The sequence below is a fragment of the Pseudomonas retamae genome (genome assembly GCF_043496865.1).
In the GTDB taxonomy this organism is placed as follows: domain Bacteria; phylum Pseudomonadota; class Gammaproteobacteria; order Pseudomonadales; family Pseudomonadaceae; genus Aquipseudomonas; species Aquipseudomonas retamae.
The window spans coordinates 38,641-63,941 of the sequence record NZ_JBIEIL010000009.1 but is presented as its reverse complement, the minus strand read 5'-3'; the positions used below and the strand labels follow the sequence as shown (position 1 = coordinate 63,941).

Annotated in this window: 18 protein-coding genes; 2 read left to right on the top strand and 16 right to left on the bottom strand. The window is 59.8% G+C overall.

Going from position 1 to position 25,301, the window contains the following annotated elements; translation table 11 throughout:
- Positions 1–13 precede the first annotated feature (13 nt).
- Positions 14–880, top strand: coding sequence for an efflux RND transporter periplasmic adaptor subunit (locus ACGSLL_RS18300; protein ID WP_394507425.1), 867 nt, complete (start codon positions 14–16; stop codon positions 878–880).
- Between the two features lie 119 nt (positions 881–999).
- Here the strand turns inward: ACGSLL_RS18300 and ACGSLL_RS18295 are convergent, their stop codons facing one another.
- From ACGSLL_RS18295 to ACGSLL_RS18285, 3 genes are all read right to left on the bottom strand, one after another.
- Complete coding sequence (locus ACGSLL_RS18295) at positions 1,000–2,310, bottom strand: NHL repeat-containing protein (protein ID WP_394507424.1); 1,311 nt, start codon at positions 2,308–2,310, stop codon at positions 1,000–1,002.
- 149 nt (positions 2,311–2,459) lie between these two features.
- A complete protein-coding gene (locus ACGSLL_RS18290; protein ID WP_394507423.1) occupies positions 2,460–3,284 on the bottom strand; it encodes an SDR family oxidoreductase in 825 nt (274 codons plus the stop codon).
- 34 nt (positions 3,285–3,318) lie between these two features.
- Positions 3,319–3,783 (bottom strand): multidrug transporter, encoded by a 465-nt coding sequence (locus ACGSLL_RS18285; protein ID WP_394507422.1) that lies wholly within the window; start codon positions 3,781–3,783, stop codon positions 3,319–3,321.
- Positions 3,784–3,951: 168 nt separating this feature from the next.
- On the opposite strand from ACGSLL_RS18285, the gene ACGSLL_RS18280 reads away from it, so the two are divergent.
- Positions 3,952–6,786: an RHS repeat domain-containing protein gene (locus tag ACGSLL_RS18280; protein WP_394507421.1), complete on the top strand. Its 2,835-nt coding sequence runs from the start codon at positions 3,952–3,954 to the stop codon at positions 6,784–6,786.
- A 78-nt stretch (positions 6,787–6,864) separates the two neighbouring features.
- Here the strand turns inward: ACGSLL_RS18280 and ACGSLL_RS18275 are convergent, their stop codons facing one another.
- The 13 genes from ACGSLL_RS18275 to yaaA form a co-directional block, all read right to left on the bottom strand.
- Positions 6,865–8,316: a mannose-1-phosphate guanylyltransferase/mannose-6-phosphate isomerase gene (locus ACGSLL_RS18275; RefSeq protein ID WP_394507420.1), complete on the bottom strand. Its 1,452-nt coding sequence runs from the start codon at positions 8,314–8,316 to the stop codon at positions 6,865–6,867.
- A 102-nt stretch (positions 8,317–8,418) separates the two neighbouring features.
- On the bottom strand, positions 8,419–9,075 hold the full coding sequence (locus ACGSLL_RS18270) for an alginate O-acetyltransferase AlgF (RefSeq protein ID WP_016771605.1): 657 nt from the start codon (positions 9,073–9,075) through the stop codon (positions 8,419–8,421).
- A 14-nt stretch (positions 9,076–9,089) separates the two neighbouring features.
- Positions 9,090–10,262 (bottom strand): alginate O-acetyltransferase, encoded by a 1,173-nt coding sequence (locus tag ACGSLL_RS18265; protein ID WP_394507419.1) that lies wholly within the window; start codon positions 10,260–10,262, stop codon positions 9,090–9,092.
- A 10-nt stretch (positions 10,263–10,272) separates the two neighbouring features.
- The gene (locus ACGSLL_RS18260; protein WP_101159309.1) at positions 10,273–11,838 is read right to left on the bottom strand and encodes an MBOAT family O-acyltransferase; all 1,566 of its coding nucleotides are present in this window, start codon (positions 11,836–11,838) and stop codon (positions 10,273–10,275) included.
- Between the two features lie 336 nt (positions 11,839–12,174).
- Positions 12,175–13,299: a mannuronate-specific alginate lyase gene (locus ACGSLL_RS18255; protein ID WP_093104574.1), complete on the bottom strand. Its 1,125-nt coding sequence runs from the start codon at positions 13,297–13,299 to the stop codon at positions 12,175–12,177.
- An 8-nt stretch (positions 13,300–13,307) separates the two neighbouring features.
- Positions 13,308–14,774 carry an alginate O-acetyltransferase gene (locus ACGSLL_RS18250; protein WP_258450447.1) on the bottom strand — a complete coding sequence of 489 codons (1,467 nt, stop codon included), beginning with the start codon at positions 14,772–14,774 and terminating at the stop codon, positions 13,308–13,310.
- Between the two features lie 11 nt (positions 14,775–14,785).
- Entirely contained in the window at positions 14,786–16,372 is a 1,587-nt protein-coding gene (gene algG, locus ACGSLL_RS18245; protein WP_394507418.1) for a mannuronan 5-epimerase AlgG, read from the bottom strand.
- A gap of 26 nt (positions 16,373–16,398) precedes the next feature.
- Positions 16,399–17,880 (bottom strand): alginate export family protein, encoded by a 1,482-nt coding sequence (locus ACGSLL_RS18240; RefSeq protein ID WP_394507417.1) that lies wholly within the window; start codon positions 17,878–17,880, stop codon positions 16,399–16,401.
- Positions 17,877–19,388, bottom strand: a complete 1,512-nt coding sequence (algK, locus tag ACGSLL_RS18235) for an alginate biosynthesis TPR repeat lipoprotein AlgK (RefSeq protein ID WP_394507416.1) — start codon at positions 19,386–19,388, stop codon at positions 17,877–17,879. The genes ACGSLL_RS18240 and algK overlap by 4 nt, the downstream gene beginning before the upstream one ends.
- A 9-nt stretch (positions 19,389–19,397) precedes the next feature.
- Positions 19,398–20,567, bottom strand: a complete 1,170-nt coding sequence (locus ACGSLL_RS18230; protein WP_394507415.1) for a PilZ domain-containing protein — start codon at positions 20,565–20,567, stop codon at positions 19,398–19,400.
- 35 nt (positions 20,568–20,602) lie between these two features.
- Positions 20,603–22,084 carry a glycosyltransferase family 2 protein gene (gene alg8 / locus ACGSLL_RS18225; protein WP_208938653.1) on the bottom strand — a complete coding sequence of 494 codons (1,482 nt, stop codon included), beginning with the start codon at positions 22,082–22,084 and terminating at the stop codon, positions 20,603–20,605.
- Positions 22,085–22,183: 99 nt separating this feature from the next.
- On the bottom strand, positions 22,184–23,500 hold the full coding sequence (locus tag ACGSLL_RS18220; RefSeq protein WP_394507414.1) for a nucleotide sugar dehydrogenase: 1,317 nt from the start codon (positions 23,498–23,500) through the stop codon (positions 22,184–22,186).
- A gap of 809 nt (positions 23,501–24,309) precedes the next feature.
- The gene (gene yaaA / locus ACGSLL_RS18215; protein WP_394507413.1) at positions 24,310–25,089 is read right to left on the bottom strand and encodes a peroxide stress protein YaaA; all 780 of its coding nucleotides are present in this window, start codon (positions 25,087–25,089) and stop codon (positions 24,310–24,312) included.
- Positions 25,090–25,301: the final 212 nt, after the last annotated feature.

Genomic DNA, 25,301 nt, shown 5'->3' with positions numbered 1-25,301 from the left:
GAAGAAGGCTCTGATGAAAAAGTTTTTCAGCCTGCTCGCAACCCTGCTGGTGCTGGCCCTGGCGCTGTGGATCGGCCGCACGTTGTGGCAGCACTACATGAACACGCCGTGGACCCGCGATGGCCGCGTCCGCGCCGACATCATCAACGTCGCCGCCGACGTCACCGGCGAAGTGGTCGAGGTGCCGGTGCGTGACAATCAGTTGGTGAAGAAAGGCGATCTGCTGATGCGCATCGACCCCGAGCATTACCGCATCGCGGTGAAACAGGCGCAATCGCTGCTCGCTGCGCGCAAGTCGACGTGGGAGATGCGCAAGGTCAACGCCCATCGACGGGCTGACCTCGACAACCTGGTGATCTCGAAAGAAAACCGCGACGACGCCAGCAACATCGCCGACGCTGCACTCGCCGATTACCAACACGCGCAAGCGCAACTGGAAGCTGCCGAACTCAACCTCAAACGCACCGAGGTGCGCGCGGCGGTTGACGGTTACGTGACCAACCTCAACGTGCATCGCGGCGACTACGCGCGCATCGGCGAGGCGAAAATGGCCGTGGTCGACATGAACTCGTTCTGGGTCTACGGCTTTTTCGAGGAGACCAAACTGCCGCACGTAAAAGTCGGCGACGAGGCCGAGATGCAGTTGATGAGTGGTGAAGTGCTCAAGGGCCATGTGGAGAGCATTTCACGCGGCATCTACGACCGTGACAACCCGGAAAGCCGCGAACTGATCGCCGATGTGAACCCGACCTTCAACTGGGTGCGCCTGGCGCAACGCGTGCCGGTGCGGATTCACATTGATGCAGTGCCGGATGGGGTATTGCTGGCGGCGGGGATTACCTGCACGGTGGTGGTTAAGCAAGCCACCGCGGACCTCTGACAGACCGGGTCGTACCCTCCGCGAGCAGGCTCGCTCCCACATTGGATATGCGTCACACCGCAGGTCCCTGAGGAAGCCAGCTTGCTGGCGATGGGAGCTACGCGGTCTCGAGGCCATGATCAATAGTGAATCTGATAACGATACAGTCCGCCGAGATCGCTCCGCGGGTTCAGGTTCACCCCACAGACAAGTTGCCGGTTTCTGGCGTTGTAATGAAGCGATGGAGCAGCAAGCGCTATGGGTGTTTCATCAAGGAAACCGCTGCCAGTGGGGACGAAGTCGCCCTCAAAATCTCCTGCCATGTTTATACAGCCGATGTAACTTCCTTCGAGATTTCCGCCCGCGGCTAAAATATGCCCGTCGACGAATACCAGATCCTCCCAGTTCACCGGTATACGGCCCTCGTCGCGGTTGGATATCAGCAGGCGACCCGCGTTGAATCCAGTATCGGCGCTGCCTGACGCATCGAAGCCCATCAGCAGCCCGCACCTCAGAAATTCGGTGTTTTCGTCGCTGTAGCCGGCGGCCATGAACGTATTTGTTGTTCTTTGTCTGACCGCGTTGAAAGCCGCATCGACCGGTTCTGGCGCGACCAGCACGACGCCAGGTGTCTGGCGATCACCAAACCGCTCATGAACTGACCCGTCGGCATTCAGCATCGCCAGAAGGGCTTTTTTTGTCCCTCCATCGACTTGCGCATAGCCGGCGATGAGAATACGGCCATCATCGAGAATGCAGCCGTCGCTTAGCGAGGTGGCGGTGGAGTCGTCCTCTAGCCGGATTTCACTCCGCCCGTTCTTGCCAAAGTTTCCTGCGGGCTTGCCGAATTCGTTGAATTTGAGCAAGGTCGCCGTCCGGACTCTCGAGGGACCCCTGACATAATTGACGCCGACGAAAAAGCTGCCATCGCTCAGCGAACACACCCATGTCGGAGTGTCGACCGGGTAGCGCTGTTCAGACGCGCAATCGACGATCAACTGTCCATCGTTGCCAAAGTCAGGAACTTTCTTTCCCGCTTGGTCCAGACAGAGTATCGCGGGCAGTGGATCCGCGTGAGTTGCCGTCCAGGTGCTACCGGCCATGAGCAAGCGCCCATGTTTTTTGTCCTCGGTGATTGGGCCTCCGTACGCATCGACGTCAGGCAGAAACGTGCCCGTGACGCGCCCGTCCACACCAAAGGTGGCGTCCACTTCGCCTCGCTGATCCAACTTCGCAACAACAAAGATGGTTCGTGAAAAATCTTCGAATGAGCTGGTGATGATCAGAGAACCGTCTGCCAGCAGCGTCGAGCCCGTTAAAGGGCGCGTCGTCGCTGGATCGTCGCGGAAAATTTGCGTTAGCGTCAGTACGCCGTTGCGTCGTGGGCCCCAGGTTACGTCGCGATGGCCGAAAAGGTAAGTTTCGTAGTGGATAACGTCGCTGCTTTCCATGTTGGTCCCTGTCTTCAGTCACCGGAGTTGACCAAGCGGTCATCTCCTCGACCAGCGATCTGGTCAGGGCTATCAACGTATGAATATTTTGCGTGGTTGCCCACTGTCAACTCTGACAGGTGCCGCTACCGCCTGTCGCTTTTCGCTGATTACAACGGCTTGCGCAGGCCGAAGCGCTTCATCAACGCCGACTCCAGCAAACCTTTTGGCAATAACGTCGCGAGCAACGGCAACGCCCGGCTGCCATTACCAATGCGGATCAACCGCGGCGGCTTGCTCTGCTGCACGGCCTTCAACAGCACCGCAGCAAACTCTGCGGCCGGGGTCGGTTTGTCCTGCGAGGCCTTGGCCCGTGCGCGAATGCCTTCGCGCAGGGGGAACCACGGCGATTGCTCGTTGATCAGTTGCTCGGCTTCATGGCCGGCATTCTTGGCGAAGCTTGATTGGATCGCGCCGGGCTGGACCTCCATCACACGAATGCCGAACGGCGCCAATTCCATGCGCAAGGCATCGCTGAGCGCATGCACTGCGGCTTTCGACGCGCAATAGGCGCCGGCAAACGGCGTGACCAGTACGCCGGACACACTACCGATATTCACCACCAGCCCCTTAGCCCGACGCAGCACCGGAAACAGCGCGCGGGTGACGCCGACAATCGAAAACACGTTGGTCTCGAACTGCCGCTGCATGGCCGCTACGCCGCCGTCGAGCAACGGACCCATGGCGCCGTAACCGGCGTTGTTGATCAGCACATCGAGGCCACCGTGCTCGCGGTTGATGCGCTCGCCCAGTTGCTCCAGCGCGGCGCCGTCATTGACGTCGAGTTGCACGGCGGTGAAGCCGGCGCTGGCTAAAGTCGCCACGTCTTCAGTCCTGCGCGCAGTGGCCCAGACCTGGTAACTCGCCGCTTTGAAGGCATCGGCGAGGGCGCGGCCGATGCCGCTGGAGCAACCAGTAATCAACGCAACGGGCATGGCGCATTCCTTGTGCAAAGAGTGGAGGGGGAGATCAATCGGAGAAACTGCCTTGCAAATGCTCGGCGCGAAACTCCAGGGTCTGCGGGCGATAGCCGGGGCGCAGCGGTGGCAGCGGCAGGCAGTCTTCCCAGTTGCCGCCGGCCTGCAATTCACCGGGGCCGCGATAGCGCGGGGCAGTGTACTGGTTGTCGGCCAGGTTGACCGTGTCGCCTGGGGCATAGGCCGCGATGCGCCAGCGCAGTTCGGTCAGCGGTACGTCGTTGCCGTTATTCATTTTCAGTTGCAGCGGGCGATCGGCCGGGCAATGGTCAGGCGCGTAGGCGATGCGCAATTCCAGCCGCGCCAGTTGCTTGATCTCGCGGTTGTCCAGCCATACCACCCACATCGCGACCACGCCCAGGCCAATCGCCGCCGCCACGGACACCGGCAGTGCCTTGGCCGGGTAGCGCAGCAACAGGATCAGCCAGGTGATGACCAGCAGAATGCCGATGAACATGCTTGAACGCTCCGTGGATGAATGAGCCCATCCTACCGAAGGCGTTGCACGATGGATATTCATGTCGGTTACCAGCTCACCGTTGGTCGGGACTGTAATTTCTGACAGTGGTGCTGCCTGGCCTGCACCTGTTAACTGGCCCAGGGCACACACGGACGTTGACAGATCATGGGTATCCACAGCAAAACGCCAACACTTGCCGTCAACGATTCGCGGGGGTTGGCAATCCTGACGATCAATTACTGGCGGGCCGATGCAGCGCTGCCCAGCGAGAAGCGGATCGAGCGGACGCTGCGCGACCCGGCCGGACGCGCCGTCAAACAATGGGACGCAAGAATGTGGGCTCTGCAGGCGGACGATCCCGATACGCCGCCCAGTGTCGTCAGCGTCTGCGCCTTGAACGACAGCGTGCTGCGCTCGGTCAGTACCGATGCCGGGGGCAGCGTCCAGTTGCATGGACTGGCAGGCGAGCAACTGCTCGGTTGGGACAGCAGAATGACCCGCCGTGAGGTTGAATACGATGATCTGCTGCGACCACTCGCCGTGTTCGAAGAAGGTGCTGGCGTGCCGCGGCGCTGTGCCGAACGTTTTGCCTATGGCTCGCCCGTTGCTGGCGACCCGCTGCACAATCAGCTCGGACAATTGATCCGTCATGACGATCCGGCCGGCAGCGTGCTGTTCGAGCAGTTTTCAATCACTGGACAGTGCAGCACAAACACTCGGCGTTTCACCCTCGAACCGGTTGCCCCTGACTGGCCGGAAGCCGTCACGGATCGGCAGAAATTGTTGGAAGCCGGCGCGGGCGCGTCTACGCAACGACGCTTTGCACCCCACGACGCTGTGCTGGAGCAGGTGGATGCCGGCGGTCATCGGCAGACCTTCGCGTTGACTCTCGATGGTCGTTTGCGCGCGGTTGATCTGCAGCTCGGGTTGCAGACGGAGGGCTACCCGGTTGTCAGCGATATACGCTACGACGCACAGGGGCAAGTCACACAGGAACTGGCGGGCAACGGGGTGCTGACTACGCTGGGTTACCGTGCCGAAGACGGTCGGTTGAGCTCGCGTCATGCGCAGGACCGACTGGGCAATGTGTTGCAGCACCTGCTTTATGACTATGACCCGGTAGGCAATGTAACGCGTATCGAGGATCAGGCATTGCCAGTGCGCTGGTTCGCCAACCAGCGCATCGAGCCTGTCAGCCTTTACCGCTACGACAGTCTTTCGCAACTCCGCCAGGCCAGTGGTTGGGAAGCCGGCATCGCCGGTGGCGGGCCGACCGCGGTCGCCAATTACACTCAAAGTTACCGTTATGACGCCGGCGGCAATTTGCTCGAGCTGACCCACGTTGGCGCACAGAGTCCCGGACATCAATTGCAAGCCGCGCGCTATAGCAATCGCTGTCTGCCCTGGCGCAATGGTGTACCGCCCGATGAGGCAGAGATTGGCGCAGCGTTCGATGCGCGGGGCAATTTGCTGTTGCTGGACCAGGGGCGCCAGTTGCAGTGGAATCTGCGCAATCAGCTGGACTCGGTCGTGGCCGTGCAACGCGAATCAAGGGTTGATGATCGTGAAAGCTATCTCTACGACGGTACCGGTCAACGTGTACGTAAAACGAGATTATCCCTGGCCGGCGCACGCAGTCTGCTCGCCGACGTCCGTTATCTGCCGGGCCTGGAAATGCGTGCCGACACCGGCACCGGGGAAAGGCTGCAAGTCATCATCGTAGAGGCCGGACTCAACAGCGTTCGCGTTCTGCACTGGAAGAGCCCGCCACCGACCGGTATCAACGATCTTTTCCGATACAGTTTCAGCGATCATCTGGGTTCGATCAGCCTTGAGCTGGACGCTGATGGGCAACTGATCAGCCGCGAGCATTTCTATCCCTTCGGTGCGACGGCGTGGGCGGATGAGCCCGACGTCAGCTACAAGACAGTGCGGTATTCAGGCAAAGAGCGTGACGCGACCGGGCTTTATTACTATGGCTATCGCTATTACATGCCGTGGTTGCAGCGCTGGCTCAACCCGGATCCCAAAGGGTTTGTCGATGGGGCGAATCTTTTTCAGATGGTCGGCAATTCGCCGATCCGCTATCTGGACAGTGACGGCGGCGGTAGGGAAGATACTTCAGCGCTGACACAGAGCGCACAGAAGCAATCGCAATTGCTCGGCTCGATGAGTTCGGTAGCCGCCGATGTCAGAAACTCGTTGCTCAACCACACCCAGCCACGGCACCGCTTTCAAGCGCTAGCCAGGCGTGTCGTTACGCAGTTGGCCAGCCATGTGGTGCGGGCCGGAGCTGAAGCGATCGGCGGGGCGGCAGGTGGTGGATTGGGTGGCACATTCGGACCGGCGGGAGGTGTGCTTGGAGCGAAGCTGGGGACGGCCGCAGGCGGCAAGCTGGCGGACGCAGCGATCAGCGCCGTCGTGGACACTTATCAATTGAACCGGCCAATCAATTTCACCGGGCGAGAGATGAATCCGAAGGCGTTCGTCGAAAGCGTAGAGCCCAAAAAGCAGCTGAGTCTTGCCCAAGCGAAACTGGAATTGTTCGCACACGACCCGCGAACTTCAGAGGGGCGATCGAGGCTGGCCGCAATCGTTCGGAACAAGGCTGAGGAAAAGTTGCTCTCGGTCGCCGAAGACAAGCTTGGATCGCAGACGCCGGGGCTGATTCAGACGGGAAGGGAGTTCGCTCTTGCTGCGCAAGGATTGAATGCCGAGGCGCTGAGCCAGACCTGGGAAGATATTCCTGTAAACATCGACATGGCCACCTTCAGAACGCAGGCCATCGTCACCGAACTGGCGACCTCTGGGGTTGCGGATCCCGAGCTTTTCGAAAAGGTTTCCGAACTGTCGTTCCAGACATCCAGCACTGTTCTTGCACTGGAACGTACGCAGGACTTCATTGGTTTGGTAGCACCCAAACCGTATGCGGGACGAGCGCACTCGCTGGGACAGCGCGCCGGCCCGATTCTGAAGCGGCAAAAGTCAGTCGGTGGCTGAATGAAAAAGCCCCCGCCTAACCCGCTGCGGATAGGGGACGCAACGGGCTGGACGAGGGCTTCTTGTTTCAGTGAGCGATCACTGCGCGATGGTTTTCACCGACACGCCGCGTTCGATCGGGGTGGAGCGGCCATAGATATCTTCAAAGCGTTCGATATCGTCTTCACCCAGGTACGAACCCGACTGGACTTCGATGATTTCCAGCGGGATTTTGCCCGGGTTACGCAAGCGATGCACCGAGGCGATCGGGATGTAGGTCGATTGGTTTTCGGTGAGCAGGAACACGTTTTCGTCGCAGGTGACTTCGGCAGTGCCGCTGACCACGATCCAGTGTTCGGCGCGGTGGTGGTGCATCTGCAGCGACAGGCACGCGCCCGGCTTGACCGAGATGTGCTTGACCTGGAAGCGGCCGCCCATGTCCACCGAGTCGTACGAGCCCCACGGGCGATAGACTTCGCAGTGGTTCTGGGTTTCGCTGCGGCCCTGCTCGTTGAGCGTGTTGACCATCTGCTTGACGCCCTGAACCTTGTCTTTGTGAGCGATCATCATGGCGTCTTTGGTTTCGACCACCACAATATTTTCCAGACCGATCACCGAGACCAGTTTGCCGTTGCCGTGGATCATGCAGTTCTTGCTGTCCTGGATCACCACGTCGCCTTTGCTGACGTTGCCGTTGGCGTCTTTCTCGTTGACTTCCCACAGCGACGACCAGCAACCGACATCGCTCCAGCCCGCAGTCAGCGGCACGACGCAGGCGCGCTGGGTTTTTTCCATCACCGAGTAGTCGATGGAGTTGTCCGGGCAGCAGGCGAACGTGGCTTCGTCGAAGGTGATGGTGTCGGCGTCCTGCTGGCTGCGCTCAAGGGTCAGCAGGCAGGTGTCATAGATATCCGAATCGTGCTTTTTCAGCTCTTCGAGGAAGCGGCTGGCGCGGAACAGGAACATGCCGCTGTTCCAATAGTAACCGCCGGATTCGACGTATTCGGTGGCGCGCTTGACGTCAGGTTTTTCGACGAAGTGCGAAACACGGCTGACACCTTCGGGCAGCAGCGAATCGCCCGTGGACTTGATGTAGCCGTAACCGGTTTCCGGTTTGGTCGCCGGCACGCCGAACAGCACCATTTCACCATTTTCCGCAGCGACAGTGGCCAGGGCCAGGGCGCGTTGCAGGGCTTTCTGGTCTTCCAGGACGTGGTCGGCCGGCAGCACCAGCATCAACTCGTCACGACCTTCATTGACCAGCATCATCGCGGTCAGCGCCACGGCCGGCGATGTGTTGCGGCCGAACGGTTCCATCAGGATGCGCTGGCATTCCAGATTGCGCGCAGCCAGTTGCTCGTTGACGATGAAACGGTGTTCCTTGTTGCAGACCACGATCGGGGTGTCCATGCCTTCGAACACCAGACGTTCCAGGGTTTGCTGGAACAATGTGTGTTCGCCAGTCAGGGCGAGGAACTGTTTAGGGAACTGCTTACGCGACAGTGGCCACAGACGCGAACCGCTACCACCTGACAAGATCACCGGAATCATAATGTTTACTCCATAAAATGCAGTTGAGAGCTGCAAGCTGCAAGCGGTGAGTTAGAAGCACTGCACTTGCAGCTTGAAGCCAGTAGCTGATAGCTCGAGCGATTAGCGAGTCGACACTGGGCGTTTCACCCAGACTGGCGACAGGTTGCTGCCGTTACCGGTGACATACAGCACTGCTGCTTCACCGCGCTCCAGAGCGACGGGTTTGACGTCGCCGACTTTCTTGTCTCCTTCGTACAGCGCCAGGCTGACTTTCACCGGGTTGATTTCACGCTCACCACGGCCCTTGGCGGCCACGTTCGGCACCACTTCGGTCTTGCCGTCGGCGGTCTTCAGGGTCAGCGGCTTGTCGCTGAGGTTCTGCACGCGCACCAGGGATTTCTGCTTGTTCTTGAACGGTGGCTCTTCGATCAGTTGCGGCGCGCCGGAAGCGTTGTTGACCAGGGTGTAGTAGTGGTCACCAGCGAGTTTCACCGGCAGGGTCTGGCTGCCGACCTTGGCGCTGTAGTCGCCGCCCGGCATGAAGCTGAAATCGCTGCTGGCCAGTGGCGCAATGTCGCTCAGGTTGGTGCTGCCGACGGTGGCGCTGACTTCAGCGTTGCTGGCGTTGTAGACGCGCACGAAGGTCGAGCCTTTTGGTGCGGTCGGGCCGTACAGCGCGGCGTCGCCACCGGCGAAAGCAGGGACGGAAAGCACGCTGAGGCCAGCGACCAGAGCGAAGCTTTTAGCGAGACGACGAGGAGTAGTAGTGAAAGTCATGGTGTACCTCTCTTTCAGTTTTGCGCCCGATCGGGCGTCTCGGATTTAGTGTTGATGGCTACGTTTTGTTGGCGGGCGCCGGCTTGTTTGAGCTCTGCGACCCACTGTGGGTCGGCGTCGCCGATTTCGTTGTTCACAGGCAGATATCGTTCAGGAAACTCCCAGATCAGCACCTGTGGCGGGCTGTTCTTGAAGTCATCGCTTTTCAGGTAGCTGAGCATCGGCAGAATCGGGCCATGGCCGTCTTCGGCGTAATTGACCACGTCGCTGTGCAGTGCCTGCTTCAGCGCGCCGACGAAGTTCCAGTTCGGGTTGGCGCTGTAGCTGGTGCCGATCAGCGCGACCGGTACTTCGCTGTTGGCGAACAGGGCGTCGTCACCGGCAGGCTGCTCGGCGGCCACGGTGTTGCGCTTCTGCAATGGCTCCGGCGCCGGCATCATGTTTTCGAACAGCGGATCAAGCGGCAGGAACAGACGCAGGTCGCCCTTGTGTGTGACCGTCTCCGCCGGCGTGGTGACGAAGCGCTGCGGCTCGCCGCTGAGCGGGAATTTCTCGGCGATGGTTTTGGCCAGGGTGTTGGCGGCGATTTCGGCACCCTCCGGGGTCCAGTGGGTGTCGGTGCGCAGGAACACTTGCTGGCCGTTCTGCTTGGCCTGTTGCAACGGGCCGAGCAGGTCAGGGGCGAGGATCTTGTCGCCGGCAACGCGAGCGTGGAAATCCTGGTAGAGGTTTTCGTGAATGCTCGAAGGTTTCACTTCATCCAGATGTTCCGGATACAGGCGTGCCTTGGCCGGAACGATCGCCATTACCAGCTTCACGCCTTTGTCTTTCAGGGTCTGGCGCACGCCTTCGACCAGCGCGTAGTTGCCTTGCAGGTTCAGCTCTTCGTTGACGATCGGGTTGAATTCCTCGTCGCTGTACAGCCACTGATCGCGACCGAGCACCACGCCCGGACGACCTTCGTTGAACAGTTTGAAATCCAGCGCGGCCCAGAGGTTGGTGCCCAGACGCTTGATCGGAAATTCATCGTCGTAGTGGGTTTCCACCGCCTTGGTCCAGCGGCCGTTGAGCACCGTCGCATCGGCGTTGGTGCTGAAGCCGAAGAAGCTGCGAACCGACCATAGACCGAGGACCAACAGCGTCACCAGGAACAGGGCGATGTAGAAGATGCGTAATGAGCGGGTCATGTCAGATCCCTCAGAACTGGAAGTAAAGGAACGGCGAGAAGCTTTGCGCCGAGAGTTTGAGAATCGAGGCAATGAACAACAGCAGGATCAGCCCGCGCATCACGTAGCGCGACCAGTCAGCGGTCCAGTAGGCCGGTTGCACCTGGGCTTCGACGCCGACGGTGTAGCCAGGTTCATGGATGCTCGCCGGGTTTTCGCCAGGCGCTGCCTTGATCATTCCAGGCGTTGCTGTAGCCGGGCCATCGGCCTCGACATTGACCGCTGGTTTGGTCTTGGCTGGCGGCTGATTGGTGTACAGGTCACGCAGTCCGAAGAACGCCAGGGTCACGTAAGCCACCACCAGGGTTGCCACTTGCAGACCGGTCAGGCTGGCCTGATTGAGTTCCGACAGCGACCAGTCACCGAAGCTGAACATTGCGCCGTACATGCGCCCGGCAACGTGCAGGTTCTCGGCACGGAAGATCACCCAGCCCATCACCACCAGCAGGAAAGTCAGTGCCCAGCGGATCGGGTTGAGGCTGCGCGGCGAGGTGTTCAGGCCCAGCGCTTTTTCGATCGCCAGCCACATGCCGTGCCAGGCGCCCCAGACGATGTAGGTGATGTTCGCGCCGTGCCACAGACCACCGAGCAGCATGGTCAGAAACAGGTTGCGATAGGTCATCAGCGTGCCTTTACGGTTACCGCCGAGGGTGATGTACAGGTAGTCACGCAGCCAGGTCGACAGGCTGATATGCCAGCGGCGCCAGAACTCGGTGATCGACTGGCTGATGTACGGCTGCTTGAAGTTTTCCATGAAGCGGAAACCCATCATCAAGCCCAGACCGATGGCCATGTCGCTGTAACCGGAGAAGTCGAAGTACAACTGCGCGGTGTACGCCAGCGCGCCGAGCCAGGCATCACCGGTGGTCGGGTTTTGCAGGGCGAAGCAGTGGTCTGCAACGACCGCGAGGGTGTCGGCGATAAAGACTTTCTTGATGAAACCCTGCATGAACCGGGTGCAGCCCTCGGAGAATTTGTCGAGGGTGTGCGTGCGGTTGTTGAACTGGTCGGCCAGATCACGGAAGCGCAGCACCGGACCGGCAATCAGGTGCGGGAAGATCGCCACGAATGCCGCGAAGTCGATCAGGTTGCGCGTCGCCGGGGTGTCGCCACGGTACACGTCGATGATGTAGCTGATCGATTCGAAGATGTAGAACGAAATACCGATCGGCAGCAGCACGTGCGTGAGGATGAACGGCTCCAGCCCCACCGACGTCATCATCGCGTTGATGCTGTCGACACCGAAGTTGGCGTACTTGAAGTAGCCAAGGATGCACAGGTCGACGGCCACACCGAGCAGCAGCCAGCGCTGGGCCGGTTTGGTTCGGACGCCAGCGGCACCGACCTTGAGGCCGATCCAGTAGTTCCACAGCGTGACCGCTGCGAACAGCGCGAGGAAGTCCACACGCCACCAGGCGTAGAACACGTAGCTGGCGATCAGCAGCAGCAGGTTGCGATAGCGTTGCCCGCTCAGGTAGTACAAGCCGAGAAAGATCGGCAAGAACAGAAACAGGAACACGTTGGATGAAAATACCATCCCGATCTCTCCATGTTTGAACCAACAGTCAAGGGCAAAAGCCCCCCCAAACCCCCCCTGGTAGTGGAGGGGTGACACAGTGTTTGCTTGAGGTCGGGGCTGGCCTTCAGACCGCGCCCCTCACCCCCCGCCCTCTCCCGGAGGGAGAGGGAGCCTGATCTCCATGTTTTTCAGAAAAGGAGATCGACTCGGTATTGCCTTGCAGCCTGATCTCACTTCTTTTCAAAGCCTGAGATCGACTTGGTATTTCTTTTGCCGCAGTTCGCACAGCTACCCCGGTCAGTTCCCTCTCCCTCCGGGAGAGGGCTAGGGTGAGGGGCTTTTGCTCTTCGCCTTTCAGGAACCCTTGTTGCCCTTTTCGTGGGACGGGTCGTAGACCTTGGTCAGGTCGCCGCCGAGGCGGAAGGTTTTGAACGGTTGCATGTCGCGTTTCTTCTCGATCACATCCGGCGCGCAGGTGTAGAGCGTGCAGAACGGTTCGAGCCAGGCGAATTTCATGTCCTCTTTCAGGTCGGTCATGTCCTGCTCTTTGCCGTTCTTCTCTTCGAACTCATCCGGATCTTTCACCCCGGACAACACTCGATCACCGAGACGCTTGAGCGCCGAGTTGTTTTCCTGACGCAGATCGACACCGTTGACCTGAGCAAAACTGGCGATCATCGCCAGCGGTGGCAGGGCGTAGTTGTGATAGGCGAGGGCGCGTTGCTGACGCTTGAGCTCATTAGGCAAATAGCCGTCGGCATCGACCTGATTGACGCCGACCTTGTATTCCTTCACGGCCCAGTCGAACAGGTCGCGGCGGTTGGTCGCGACGGCGGTGGCCATCACCGACCAGGCGGCCCAGTACGAGTGGTTGTTGGTTTTTTCCAGCGGCAGGTTGTCCCAGTCGCTGACCACCTGATCGGCCATTTTGCTGAACCATGCCTCGATCAACTGCGCTTCCTGCTGATGCTGCGCGAGCGGATGCGAGTCGGAGAACTTCAGGCGAATGTACGAAGACGCCATGCTGCCCAGCGCCCATTTGCGCATCGACTTGCCGGTGTGGTTGAAGTCTTTGGACATCAATGCATCAGCCTTGGCCCACGCGGTCAGCCAGTTCAGCGTGCATTCGAGCTGTTCCGGGCGACCATCGCGCATGAACTGCATGACGCGCTTGGCGGTGCCGCGCTCCAGCGTGGTGATATCTTTGGTGGTGTCGCGAAAGGCTTTTTCCGACTGCACGTTCAGCGTCGCGCGGGCCTTGTCCGAACCTTCATACTTGCTGCGAAATTGCAGCGGGCCGGTGTACGGCGCCGGCATCGCATCGCAACCGTCGCTCTTGTCGCCACTCTTGAATTTATCCACCGGGGCGAAGTAGCCCTGTGGCGGACGCAGTGGCGCGGCGGCCTGGGTGGCCCCGGCGAACATCGCCAGGGTCAGCAGGGAAGGCGCGAGCAGGTGTTTGATCGTTCGATTTCGCATAGCAGACCTCATTGCCCAAGCTGCGCGGTCTGTTGACCGACGCCCGGGAATACGTTGCGTTTGCAGATTTTCGCTTCGACTTTTTGCGGCGCGGCGCCAGGTGCGGCTTCAGGGCCCTGGACTTCAACGGCCAGCAGGTTTTGCGAGGCCCAGTCTTCGTCCGTGCGCAGCTCAAAGGCGAAACGACCGTCGGTGTCGGAGGTTTCCGGTTTCTCGATCTTGATGTCCTCGTGGCGACCGTTCATGTACCAGAGGGTGGCTTGCAGGGTTTTCACCGAGGTGTCGGCGAAGCGGATGTCGACCTGGTGGTTGGCGTTCTGCAGGTTCAGGTTCTTGCTGTTGACCATCAGTTCCTGTTTGCTGCCCGGCTTCAGCGTGGCGCTGCCGGTCATCTGTGCGTCTTTGCCTTCGCAGCCGTTATCGAGCAAGGCCATCATCTGGCGATAGATGGTTTCCTGGTCGAGGCGATACAGCGGCGAGAATTCCCAGATAAGAATCTTCGGTGGCGACTTCTGGAATTCCTCGCTGCCCAGGTACTGCAGCATCGAACCTTCAAAACCGCCGCCCGGGAAGGCGACGTTGAGAATGTCGGCGCCGATGGCTTCTTCGAGGAAACCGGCGAAGTTGTAGTTCTTGCCGCTGTGTGAGGTGCCGACCAGGGTGATCTGCGGATTGCCGGAATCGCCGAACAGGTCGCCGTCACCCGCTTCGCCTTTCGGCTCGGTGGTGAACTGGTCCATGTACTGGATCGCGTAGCTGGTGCCGCACAGTTGCCCGGCCATGTTGTGCAGGGTGCCGGTCTTGCCCATGCGTCCGGACTTCTTGGTCTCGAACTCACGCTTGGGAATGTCGGCGAAAGCCGGGATCTGCTTGACCTTCTCGGCGACGATTTTCGCCGTGCGCTGGGCACCGTACGGCGTCCAGTGCTGGTCGCCACGGAAGTAGAAATCGTGGGCGGGCAGGGTGTCCGGCAGCGATTCGTTGGTCAGCGGCGACAGGTCCGGCACCACGTAGCCCATTTTGGCAAAACGGCCGAGCATGGTCTTGTAGTTGCCCAGGGCTTTCTCGTAATCGAACGCGGCTTTTTCCTGCGGGTTGAGCTTGTTGCGGTTCACCAGGCCACGGGTCGGCTGGTAAACGATGACCAGCTCGACGCCTTTGCTCTTGAACGCATCGTGCAATTGTTGCAGACGCTTGTAGCCGGCCGGCGTGGTGTTGAACTCGGTACGCAGGTCTTCCTGGGTGCGGAACAACCAGTCGCCCTGGGCTTGCACCAGCGTGGTGAAGTTCTGCTGATAACGCGTGGTGTAGTTCTTCGCGTCATGGGCGGCCGGGCACAGGTTGCAGCATGGCTCAGCGGTGAATTTCGGCGGCGCGGCAGTTTCACTGCCAGCGTCGGCACGTGCGTTGCCGGCGGCGAGAATGCCAAGGGTCAGGGCCGAGAGGCTGAGCAGTTTGATCATGTGTGGGTGCATAAAAATTATCCTCAGTCCCGCATTTCGGTCTGGCGTTCGACAGGGTCGATCAGCACGGCTTTCTGCTGGCGCACCAGCAAGTCGAGAATTTCATCCTGGCGCTCGCCGAGGATGCCGCTGAAGCTGATGCCGCTGGATTTGGTCGGCGCCAGCATCGATACGCGATACAGCTCGACACTCAACGGCGAATCGATCGACAGCGGGCCGCTGCCATTGGCTGCCAGTTCGCCGCCGACGACGATCAACGAGACCTGGGCATCGAACGGGTCGAGCTTGATGTCGCGGTCGGTGTCGGTCAGATCCTTGATGTGCCCGTAAATGCCGGTCAGGCCGTTGGTCATGGCAACGTTTTCGTACAGGCGAATGTTCACGCTGTTACGGATACGGATACCGTGACGCCGGTTGCTGATGACCTTGTTGCCCCACAACAGGTTGTCGGCAGACTCATAGAGCGTGATGCCGTCGGTGTGGTTCTTGTAGATCTCGTTGTAGGCAATGATGTTGTTGATGCTGTTACGGTCGATCACCAGGCCCGACAACTTGTTGTCGTAGCTCTTGTTGTTGAAGATGAAGCTGTCGTTGACCTCACGGGAAATAATGATCCCGTGCTTCTTCTTCGTGCCGTACACGGTGTTCTCGGCAATGATCAGCCGGTGCGAACGGTCGTGCGGGTCGATGCCGTAGACGATGTTGTCTTTGTAGGTGTTGCCCTTGACCACAAAGTCGCTGGTTTCGTAGCAGTAGAAGCCGTACCACATGTCCGAGAACTCGGAGCCGACGATCCAGCCGGTCGGCTCCGGGCGCTTGAGGACCTTGGCCATGTTCGGCGTGTACTGGGAAATACTCACCCCGTACGACTTACTGTTGGCGTAGCCGAAGCTGGCCATCTTGCTGTTGACGATGTAGGTCTCGGTGCCGCCCCAGGCGAGCAGGAACGGACGGAATTCCTTCGGCGAACGGAAGGTTGCCGGGCCGTTGTCCTTCTCGCGCCAGCCAGTGACTTTGGTGTCACTGACGAACAGCTTGCCGTCGTTGACCAGGAACGAACCGGCCTCCTGGGACAGACGCAGTTCCTGGGTCTGACCGTCGATTTCGAGGATGCCTTTCTCGCCGACCACAATCGGCAATTTCGCCAGGTACACGCCCGGCGCGGTCTCGCTGAAGTATTGCTTGGGCAGTTTCTTCGCCAGATCCTTGAGGTTCATGTAGCCGTCGTCGATGAAGATCGCCTGCGGGATGCCGTGCTGACGCACCACCCATTCGGCCATCTTGTTATCGCCGCCGATGAAGTCCTTCAGGGCGTTTTCCTGCATCATCCGGCGCACGCTGATCTTGCCCGGCTTGCTGCGCACGATCTTCGCCGCAGCGGCTTCGGCGGTGAAACCGGAAAGGTCAGGCAGTTTCGGCTTGGCCAGTTGCAGCGCGTCGGTTGGCGCGCTGCTGACGGTGTAGGTCTTGGCCTGTTGCAGTTCCTTGGCCACGGTGGCCGGCTTGCCCGCCTGGGGCGCGACCGGTTCCACATTGGCAAAGGCGCCAGCGCTGGCCAGCAGCATCGCGCCGGCCAGCAGGCTGAGTGAGCCTGTTCTGGTGCTGATCATGTCGGGCACTCCCTTGGCGGTTTGCATCAGAAGCGCCAGATCACGTCAATGAATGCGCGGTGCATGTACGAATCAACCTGGCTGCCATAGGCATCGCCCGGCTTGAACACACCGCCACGGAAACGCACCAGCGCCGAAGGCTCGTCGATCGACTGGCTCAGCGCCGCCGGCAACAGGCCTTGCTTGAAGTACTTGGTGACGACCAGGTCCATCTCCTGACCCAGGTCCTTGTTGCCGTCTTCAAGCGGCAGCGAGGTGCTGGAAAGGATCGCGCCGGTGACGTCGTCGGTGTTGTTTTCCACCGCGTTGATGCCGTTGCTGCCCACTGGCTTGTTGCCGTCGACACGCCAGAACTTGTGGTAGATCAGGCTGGCGTCGTATTCGTCGTTGACCATCCACGAACCGAACAGGGTCGCGGTCTGCATGTTGTTCATTTCACCGCGGAAGGCTTCGCCGAAACGGTGTACGCGCGAACGGGTACCGGTGAAGTTGGAGCGGTTGCTCTCCAGACCGTTCTGTTCGTAATCGGCGCTGGCGCGGGCATAGGCACCGCCGACTTGCCAGTGCGGATCGAGGCGCAGACGCACGCCGAGGTCAGTGGCCCAGCCGCTGATGTCATCGCTGCGCTTGGCTTGTGCAGGACGGCTGCCGTCGGCGTTCAGCGCGTTGACCGTGTCACGGTCGCCGCTCATGCCGGTGATGCTGCCCCAGTAGTTGACGGTGTTGGTGTTGCGCCAGTTGTAGGCGTCGCTGTCGGCAGTCAGGCCGATCCAGCTGATGTCGCCGTTCTCGGTCTTGTCCAGCGAGTCACGCGGCACGCCCGGTTCGGCGTAATCGAGTTTGCCGTCATCGTGGGTGTGGTGGCCGCGAATGCCGACCCACTGGCCCGGCGTCCACTGATATGCGGCGTCGGCGTAGGCGTGCAGGCGATCCTTGTCTTTCGGTGCCAACTCTTTCAAATCGGTGCGGTATTCGCTGAAGCGCTCGGCAACACCGGCGTTGGCACGCAGCAGGGTGGTGTCGAAGGTCCAGTTCAGCGCTTCGATGTTGGTGTCGCGCCATTGGCCGTCGTCATTGCGCAGGCGCTGGCGACCGAACTTGAGGATCTCGCCAGGGTAGGGCGTGAAGCCGCTGTAGCCGACCCAGAATTCGCGCATCGCGAGGTAGTTTTTCTTGGTTTCGCGATCACCGCTATCGGTGGTCTGTTCGCCGTCCGATTGCTGCAGGGTGTCAGTCTCGATGATATCGGTCGAGGTCACGGCCTGACCCATGGCGTAGGCGCTCCACGCGCCACTTTCGCCGTAGATCCACGGACGCAGGTCGAGGCCGATGCCGTTGACGTCGCCGCCGCCGGCAGTGCCGAGGTCACGGTCGTCTTCGGACTGGCCGGTGAGTTTCACTTCAAGGCCAAAGTTCTTGCTTTCAGTCATCGCGGCCAGTGTCGGGCAAGACCAGATCAGCGCGAAAGTGAGGCCAATGCCGGCCTTCACGAATGGGTTCAGCTTCATAGTTTTTCCTCGCCGTCTTCTTCTTGCAGGGCGTGCAGTTGCAGCGTGTTCGGGTTCAGCGAGCCACGGCTGGCTTGCTCTTGTTGCAGCAGGCGGCGAGCTTCGGGCAGACGCTCCGGCGGCAATTGCGCCTCGAGGGTGGCTGCCAGCTCAGCGGCTTGCGGAGTGTTTTGCGCCTTGGCCAACTGGCTGAAGACGTATGCGTTGAGCGGGTCGGGCTTGGTGCCCTTGCCTTGGGAAAACAGTTGGGCGATGGCGAAATCGGCACTGTTCTGACCGTTGCGCGCAGCGGTCAGCAGATGATCGAGAGCCTTCTGCGGATAGACCTTGCCCAGATAGCCACGGCGATAAATCTGGCCGAGGTAGTAATCGGCGGCGACTTCACGGCCGACGGCTTTCTGGAAATGTTCTTCGGCGACTTTCGCGTCGGCCGGAACCAGTTTGCCTTCGTAGTAGACCTTGCCCAGCAACAGTTCGGCGCGCGGCTGGTCGGCGGCGCGGCCGTTGTCGAGGTACTTCATCATCTGATCGACGTCGCCCAGTTCGGGGAAGTCGTAGAGCAGCTGCGCGAGGCTGACCCATGCTGCCGGGTAGCCCGGCGCGATCGGCTCAAGCAGCGACTGCGCGGTTTTTTCGTCAGTCTTGCCCAGGGTCGAATCGGCGAGTACGCGGGCGACCGAATCAACGCGCTGCGCGGTGACGGTGCCACGGCTGTAACCGGCCTGCATCTGCTTGATCAGCTCGGCCTGCTGTTCTGGCTGGCCACGCTTCTGGTAAACGGTGGCCAGTTCGACGTAGCAGATGTCGGTGGTGTTGAGCGCGGCCTTGCAGATTTTTTCCACGTCATCCAGGTGCTGGTCGTAGGTGCCCTGAGTGCGATACAGCAGCACCTGGGCCAGACCGGCTTCCGGGTAACCGGCCTTGCGCCACTGATCGATCTGCTGCTGAGCGTTGATGTTGGGGAAGCTGTGCGGGTATTGCAGATAGAGCATCGCCAGCGGAATCAACGTATTGCCTTCGCCATTGGCGGCGGCTTTTTTCAGCAGGGTTTCGGCTTCGTGGTGCTCGGCTTCGGTCGAGCCCGGTTTGGCCACCAGCAGACGACCGAGACGCGCCTGGGCACGCGGCGACACGCTGGCCGCTGCGCGGTAGGTTGCTTCGGCCTGTTTCATTTGCGCCGGGTCGCGGCTGTCGACCTGGATATCGGCCAGGCCGACTTGCGCCTCGCTGTAACCCAGGTCAGCCAGTTGCTGATAATTCTGCGCAGCAGTGGCGGTGTCGCCACGCTTGAGCGCTTCGTTGGCCAGACGCTGGTCGGGCAAGCCAGCACAACCGGCCAGAGAGACTGCCAGCGCCAGCGAGCACACCATCAATCCCTTGTGGTAGCCAGCCTGCTGGCGATTCAGGCGACGCGGTGTTTCAGCTGTACCGCGCTGATCCAATCGCTGGCAGGCCAGCTCCCACAGGGATCGCGGTGTTTTCAGGATGGGTGGAGTAGTCACAGGCATGTCCTCGACTTAAAGACCGGCAGCCATGGCTTTGTCGATCAGCCAGTTCAGGTTCGGGCCACGGTCGCTGTTCACTTCCACCGGGCGGCCGGCGAAGCTGCTGTCGAGCGGTTCATCCGGCTGGATCTGCACGCGGATGTCGGAGGACAGGTCGGCGCTCTTCAGGCTGGTGCTGCTGACGATCTTGCCGGTGCGGGTCTTGTCTTCGCCGGCGATCTGGAAGCTCACCGAGGTGCCCGGACGCACATCGCCGAACTGGCGATAGGAGAAGCGCGCATCGACGGTGGCCTGGGTGTTGCGCGGCACCAGCTGGAAGATCACGTCGCCCTTGCTCGCGTACTGACCGTCGGCGACCAGTTGCTGGGCCACGGTGCAGTCGCATGGCGAGGTCAGGGTGCCGGTCATCTGCTTGCCGAACAGTTCTTCAACCTTGGCCGGCGCCAATTGGTCTTCGGCCAGATGGCCCTTGAGTACGTCGAGCATGCTGGTGCTGAAGGTCGCCAGCGGCGCGCCTTTGGCGGCAACACCGTCGGACTTGACCAGGCTCTGCACGGTGCCGTCACGCGGCATGGTGATGTTCATTCCCGGCACGCTGACCAGACCAGCCTGGGCGTGGCTGACGAAGTACATGCCGTACACCGATTTGAAAATGAAGCCCGCGGCGACCAGACCGACGGCGAAGATACCAGCGCTGAAGGTCACGGCTTTCAGGCGGCCGAACGCGGTCATGCCGGTGTCGTTGCTCTTGTTCTTGCGCGCCTTGGTGAAGTTGTCGCGCTGCAGGGTCGCCAGCACTTCGCCGATGCTGACGATGTCGCCGGCCAGGTGCGAAGTGATCAGGTGGCGCAGGGTGGAAATGTCCTGCGGCTCGAGGTTCTGGAACTGGCAGCCGGCGCGGCCGGTGGCACGGTCGTAGGAACGCACCTGCAGTTCAACGTCCATGGCCAGGCCAAGGTTGTCGATGACAAATTGCAGACGCGCCTTGTACACCTCGCCGATGGTCAGCGGCAGTTGGCCGGCGTTGAACGCCAGGCCACCCGCGGACAGGTCCAGCACGCGAGCTTCGATAGGCGTCCGGTCCGGGCCAAAGAAACGCAGCTTGGCCGGGATTTTTACGCGAGCGTGCTGGCGCTGGGCTTCGGATTCATGCACTACGTTGACGTTGACGGCGGTATTCATAGGGGCGATTTCCTTGTTAATTCAATAGGAGCGGGTCAGACCATCATCAGCAGCACGGCGACAAAAATGCTGCCGGCGGAGAAGGTCATGGTCCGAGACGACCAGGTGTTGAACCAACGTTGAAAGCTGGCGAGGTCACGGGTCAGGGAGGTGGGCTGGCGAGTCCACGATTGTTGGTCGAGGCGGAAAAACACGTAGATCTTCACCAGCGCGCCAACGATCTGGTTGTAATACAGAATCGCCGGGTAAGCCGGGCCGATGCGGTGGCCGGAGCACGACAGCAACAGCGTCAGGATCAGGCGGGTGATGCCGATCCACAGCAGGTACACGAGGATGAACGCAGTGCCGTACTTGAAGCTGGCGATCAGCGCCACGGTCAGGCCGAGCAGGGAAGTCCACATCGACACACGCTGGTCGAACAGCACCACCGAAGTGAACACGCCGAGGCGGCGGATACCCAGGCCCAGTGCACGCGAGTTCTGGCGCAGGTTGTTGCCGTACCAGCGGAACATCAGCTTGCGGCTGGCCTTGATGAAGCTCTTTTCCGGCGGGTGTTCAACGGTGTTGATCGCCGCGTCCGGTACGTAAAAGGTGTCGTAACCCAGGCGCATCAGGCTGAACCAGCTCGACTTGTCGTCGCCGGTCAGGAACTTGAAGCGGCCCAGGCGCCAGTGTTGCAGCGAGTCGCTTTCAACGTCGGCGATGAATTCCGGGTTGGTGACCACGGACGCTTTGAACACCGACATGCGACCGGTCATGGTCAGTACGCGCTTGGACAAAGCCATCGAGCACATGTTGATGTGGCGCTGGGCGAAACGCAGCTTGTGCCATTCGCTCATGATGTAGCCGCCGCGCACTTCGCAGAATTCGTTGGTGGTCAGGCCGCCGACGTTGCCGAACAGCTGGAACCACGGCACGGTCTTGCGCACGACGCCTTCGCCGAGCACGGTGTCGCCGTCGATCACGGCCACTACGGCACGGTCATCCGGCAGGTGACGGGAGATCGCGCGGAAACCGAAGGCCAGGCCATCGCGCTTGCCGGTGCCGGGGATGCGCACGAAGTCGAGCTTGACCCGCTCCGGCGGATTCATCCGCGCCCACAGCGCCTTGACCAGCAGCTCGTCGGACATTTCAACGATCGAGCAGACAATGGTGGTCGGCAGATCGCAATCGATGGCTTCGCGGATCACCGAGCTGTAGACCTGCGCGGTGGTCAGCGCGTCAATACGGAAACTGGTGACCATCAGAAACACATGCGACGGGTCGGCCGCTTTACCCAGCTTGCGTACTTTGCGACGCAGGTGCGGGTAGACGATGTAGAGGAAAATCATACCGCGCACAAAGTGCGTTGCACCCATCGAGTAGCGCCAGATACCCACAGCGCCAATCAGGAAAATGAAGTCCTTCGACTCGGAGTCGAATGTGGACGTGGGCAGCATCAAGGCCAGGCCCATCAGCAGACTGAGATAAAAAAGCCAGCCGGCTGATTGCAGAAAAAAATGTTTGAGCTTGGTCATAACCGTCGTCCGAAGGTAAGGGAAGCCGCAAGTTGCAAGCTTCAAGCTGCAAGCCAATCGCGTTGACCTGCAGCTCGAAGCTTGTCGCTTGGCGCTGCGTTACCAGCAAATGCCTTCGGTGCGGCTACCGGCGCTGGTGGCCTTGGACATGAAGCCCACCAGGTCGATGACTTGCTTGCCGTGTGGCGCTTCCTGGGCCAGCGAACGGAATTTCTCGTCACGGTTGCCAAGAATGATCACGTCAGAGTTGTCGATCACTGAATCGAAGTCCGAATTGAGCAGCGACGATACGTGCGGGATTCTGGACTCGATGTAGTCTTTGTTCGCGCCGTGAACACGGGCGTACTCGACGTTGCTGTCGTAGATGCTCAGGTCGTAACCCTTGCCGATCAGCATTTCAGCCAGCTCGACCAGCGGGCTTTCGCGCAGGTCGTCGGTGCCGGCCTTGAAGCTCAGGCCGAGCAGGGCGACTTTGCGTTTTTCATGGCTTTCAACGATGTCGAAGGCGTTCTGCACTTGCGATTCGTTACTGCGCATCAGCGAGTTGAGCAGCGGCGCTTCGACATCCAGGGAACCGGCGCGGTAGGTCAGGGCGCGGACGTCTTTTGGCAGGCACGAGCCACCGAAGGCGAAACCTGGGCGCATGTAGTACTGGGACAGGTTGAGGGTCTTGTCTTGGCAGACCACTTCCATCACTTCACGGCCATCGACGCCGACCGCTTTGGCGATGTTGCCGATCTCGTTGGCGAAGGTCACTTTGGTCGCATGCCACACGTTGCAGGTGTACTTGATCATTTCGGCAACGGCGATGTCCTTGCGGATGATCGGTGCGTCGAGTTCTTCGTACAGCGATTGCAGAACGTCACCGGAGGCGGTGTCGAACTCGCCGATGACCGTCATCGGTGGTTGATCGTAGTCGGCGATCGCAGTGGATTCGCGCAGGAACTCAGGGTTGACCGCAACGCCGAAGTCGACGCCGGCTTTCTTGCCCGAGCAGTCTTCGAGAATCGGGATTACGACGTTGGCAACGGTGCCTGGCAGCACGGTGCTGCGCACGACGATGGTGTGGCGGGTGGTTTTTTCACGCAGAACAAAACCGATCTCGCGGCATACCGCTTCGATGTAGTTGAGTTCGAGGTCGCCGTTCTTTTTGCTTGGTGTACCAACGCAGATCATCGACAGGTCGGTGTCGCGAATGGCTTCGGCGAAGTTGGTCGTGCCGCGCAGACGACCGGTCTGGATTCCCTGTTGTAGTAGTTCGCCCAGACCCGGCTCAACGATCGGCGATTTGCCGGCGTTAATCATGTCGATCTTGTCTTTGGCAACATCGACGCCAACTACGTCATGGCCCCGTGCAGACAGGCAACCGGCACATACCGCGCCAACGTAACCCAAACCAAATATGCTGATGCGCATCGCAATTACCTCTGTATATATCAGGCCTTAGAGGCCGGAGTTAATGATGTTCAGCGGACACTAGTGCACTCGAAAGTGCGGCTTACAGGCGCCACAATGCCGTGTGCAGGCATACTAAGTTTCGAGTGTCTAAATAAGTGCACTCAAGATGTGCGCAACCAGGCCTTATTGTTATGACTTGCCCTGTTATGCAGCGGATCTTCTTGTTGAAGACTCTTGTGCAATCATCTTTCACGCTTGATGCGGGGATGGAAATCCCTTTGAATCAAGCGGTTATGCGCTCAGGCGAGCACGTTTAAAGGGTACGACCATGGCCTTTGCAGGGGATATCAATGGTGCGTATCGCCTGTCCATCGTTTCGTTTTCAGACCGGTTAGTCATCTAGTCAAGTTGCTGTGACAACTTGGTTACATGGCTATCTGCTCTGCGTAAGTTATCTCGCACAAACTCGCCGAGAATCGTTACCGGTGGTATGAGCTACGCATTTGGACATAGTTCCTGTCCGCTCATCGTGCCGCCTGAAATTTTTTGAAATATCGACAAAGATGGCACTGCTTTCAATTTGATAGCACTTGCGATTTCGCCCTTTAGTTCTGGGGCTATAACCGCGCTAGATAGTTTTATGCCACTACCGTAAAAAAATTTAGGTGCCACTACTGAAAAAACTGACGAGTGTCGAGTGAAAGAAATCTCAGAAAAGACAGGGGTATTTTTTTGGCGCCATTAAACCGGCGAAATGCGGCGGGGAGTTTCTGACATCGTGCGACGTGCACGACTCTTGATGAAAAGAGTCGTGCATTGGGCATGCTTTATTCCGGGGCGTGATCGCGCAGGAACACCAGGTTGTCGGGTTTCGACTGCTCGGCACTGTAGCGATAACCCTGCAAGTCGAAGTGCTTGAGCTGTGCCGGGTCGTTGATTTGTTCCTGGATCACGAAACGGCTCATCAGGCCGCGGGCCTTTTTCGCGTAGAAACTGATGATCTTGTACTGCCCGTTCTTCTGGTCCTTGAACTCGGTATTGATGATTCGCGCGTTCAGGACGGTGCGCTTGACGGCCGAGAAATACTCATTGGAAGCCAGGTTGAGCAGCACCTCGTCGCCTTGCTCGGCCAGCGCTTCGTTGAGCCATTCACTGATGCGCGTGCCCCAGAAGGCATAAAGGTCTTTGCCCCGGGCGTTGACCAATTTGGTGCCCATTTCCAGGCGATAGGCTTGCATCAGGTCGAGGGGGCGCAGCAAGCCATAAAGACCGGAAAGCATGCGCAGGTGTTTTTGCGCGTAATCGAAATCGGCTTCGCTGAAGGATTGCGCGTCCAGACCGGTATAAACGTCGCCTTTGAAGGCGAGCAATGCCTGCTTGGCATTTTCGGGGGTGAACGCTGGTGTCCAGCTGCCGAAACGCGCGGCGTTGAGCCCGCCGATCTTGTCCGATACGTGCATCAGCTCGCTGATCTGCGCCGGGCTCAGCTCACGCAATTGCTGGATCAGCTCCTGGGAATGGTCCAGGTATTGCGGCTGGGTAAAACGCTGGGTCGCCGGCGGTGTTTCGTAATCAAGGGTCTTGGCGGGGGAAATCACCATCAGCATTAAGTCGTCTCCTTTAATCGTGGGGGCGATTCTAGGGGGTTGGCGGGGTTGACTCCAGCTATCAAGTCCATAGGTGATCGATGGCTCTGTGCCAGATCGTTCCCACGCTCCGCGTGGGAATGCAGCCCGTGACGCTCTGCGTCACAGCGATCGGGCGCAGAGCGCCCGGGGAGGCGTTACCACGCGGAGCGTGGGAACGATCATCCACATCT

Coding starts and splice junctions, on each gene's coding strand:
- ACGSLL_RS18280 (WP_394507421.1), top strand. CDS start 3,952: ATGGGTATCCACAGCAAAACGCCAACACTTGCCGTCAACGATTCGCGG.
- ACGSLL_RS18240 (WP_394507417.1), bottom strand. CDS start 17,880: ATGAAGCTGAACCCATTCGTGAAGGCCGGCATTGGCCTCACTTTCGCG.
- ACGSLL_RS18290 (WP_394507423.1), bottom strand. CDS start 3,284: ATGCCCGTTGCGTTGATTACTGGTTGCTCCAGCGGCATCGGCCGCGCC.
- yaaA (WP_394507413.1), bottom strand. CDS start 25,089: ATGCTGATGGTGATTTCCCCCGCCAAGACCCTTGATTACGAAACACCG.
- ACGSLL_RS18255 (WP_093104574.1), bottom strand. CDS start 13,299: ATGCGAAATCGAACGATCAAACACCTGCTCGCGCCTTCCCTGCTGACC.
- ACGSLL_RS18230 (WP_394507415.1), bottom strand. CDS start 20,567: ATGAATACCGCCGTCAACGTCAACGTAGTGCATGAATCCGAAGCCCAG.
- ACGSLL_RS18250 (WP_258450447.1), bottom strand. CDS start 14,774: ATGCACCCACACATGATCAAACTGCTCAGCCTCTCGGCCCTGACCCTT.
- algK (WP_394507416.1), bottom strand. CDS start 19,388: ATGCCTGTGACTACTCCACCCATCCTGAAAACACCGCGATCCCTGTGG.
- ACGSLL_RS18220 (WP_394507414.1), bottom strand. CDS start 23,500: ATGCGCATCAGCATATTTGGTTTGGGTTACGTTGGCGCGGTATGTGCC.
- ACGSLL_RS18270 (WP_016771605.1), bottom strand. CDS start 9,075: ATGACTTTCACTACTACTCCTCGTCGTCTCGCTAAAAGCTTCGCTCTG.
- ACGSLL_RS18295 (WP_394507424.1), bottom strand. CDS start 2,310: ATGGAAAGCAGCGACGTTATCCACTACGAAACTTACCTTTTCGGCCAT.
- ACGSLL_RS18285 (WP_394507422.1), bottom strand. CDS start 3,783: ATGTTCATCGGCATTCTGCTGGTCATCACCTGGCTGATCCTGTTGCTG.
- alg8 (WP_208938653.1), bottom strand. CDS start 22,084: ATGACCAAGCTCAAACATTTTTTTCTGCAATCAGCCGGCTGGCTTTTT.
- ACGSLL_RS18300 (WP_394507425.1), top strand. CDS start 14: ATGAAAAAGTTTTTCAGCCTGCTCGCAACCCTGCTGGTGCTGGCCCTG.
- ACGSLL_RS18260 (WP_101159309.1), bottom strand. CDS start 11,838: ATGGTATTTTCATCCAACGTGTTCCTGTTTCTGTTCTTGCCGATCTTT.
- ACGSLL_RS18275 (WP_394507420.1), bottom strand. CDS start 8,316: ATGATTCCGGTGATCTTGTCAGGTGGTAGCGGTTCGCGTCTGTGGCCA.
- ACGSLL_RS18265 (WP_394507419.1), bottom strand. CDS start 10,262: ATGACCCGCTCATTACGCATCTTCTACATCGCCCTGTTCCTGGTGACG.
- algG (WP_394507418.1), bottom strand. CDS start 16,372: ATGATCAGCACCAGAACAGGCTCACTCAGCCTGCTGGCCGGCGCGATG.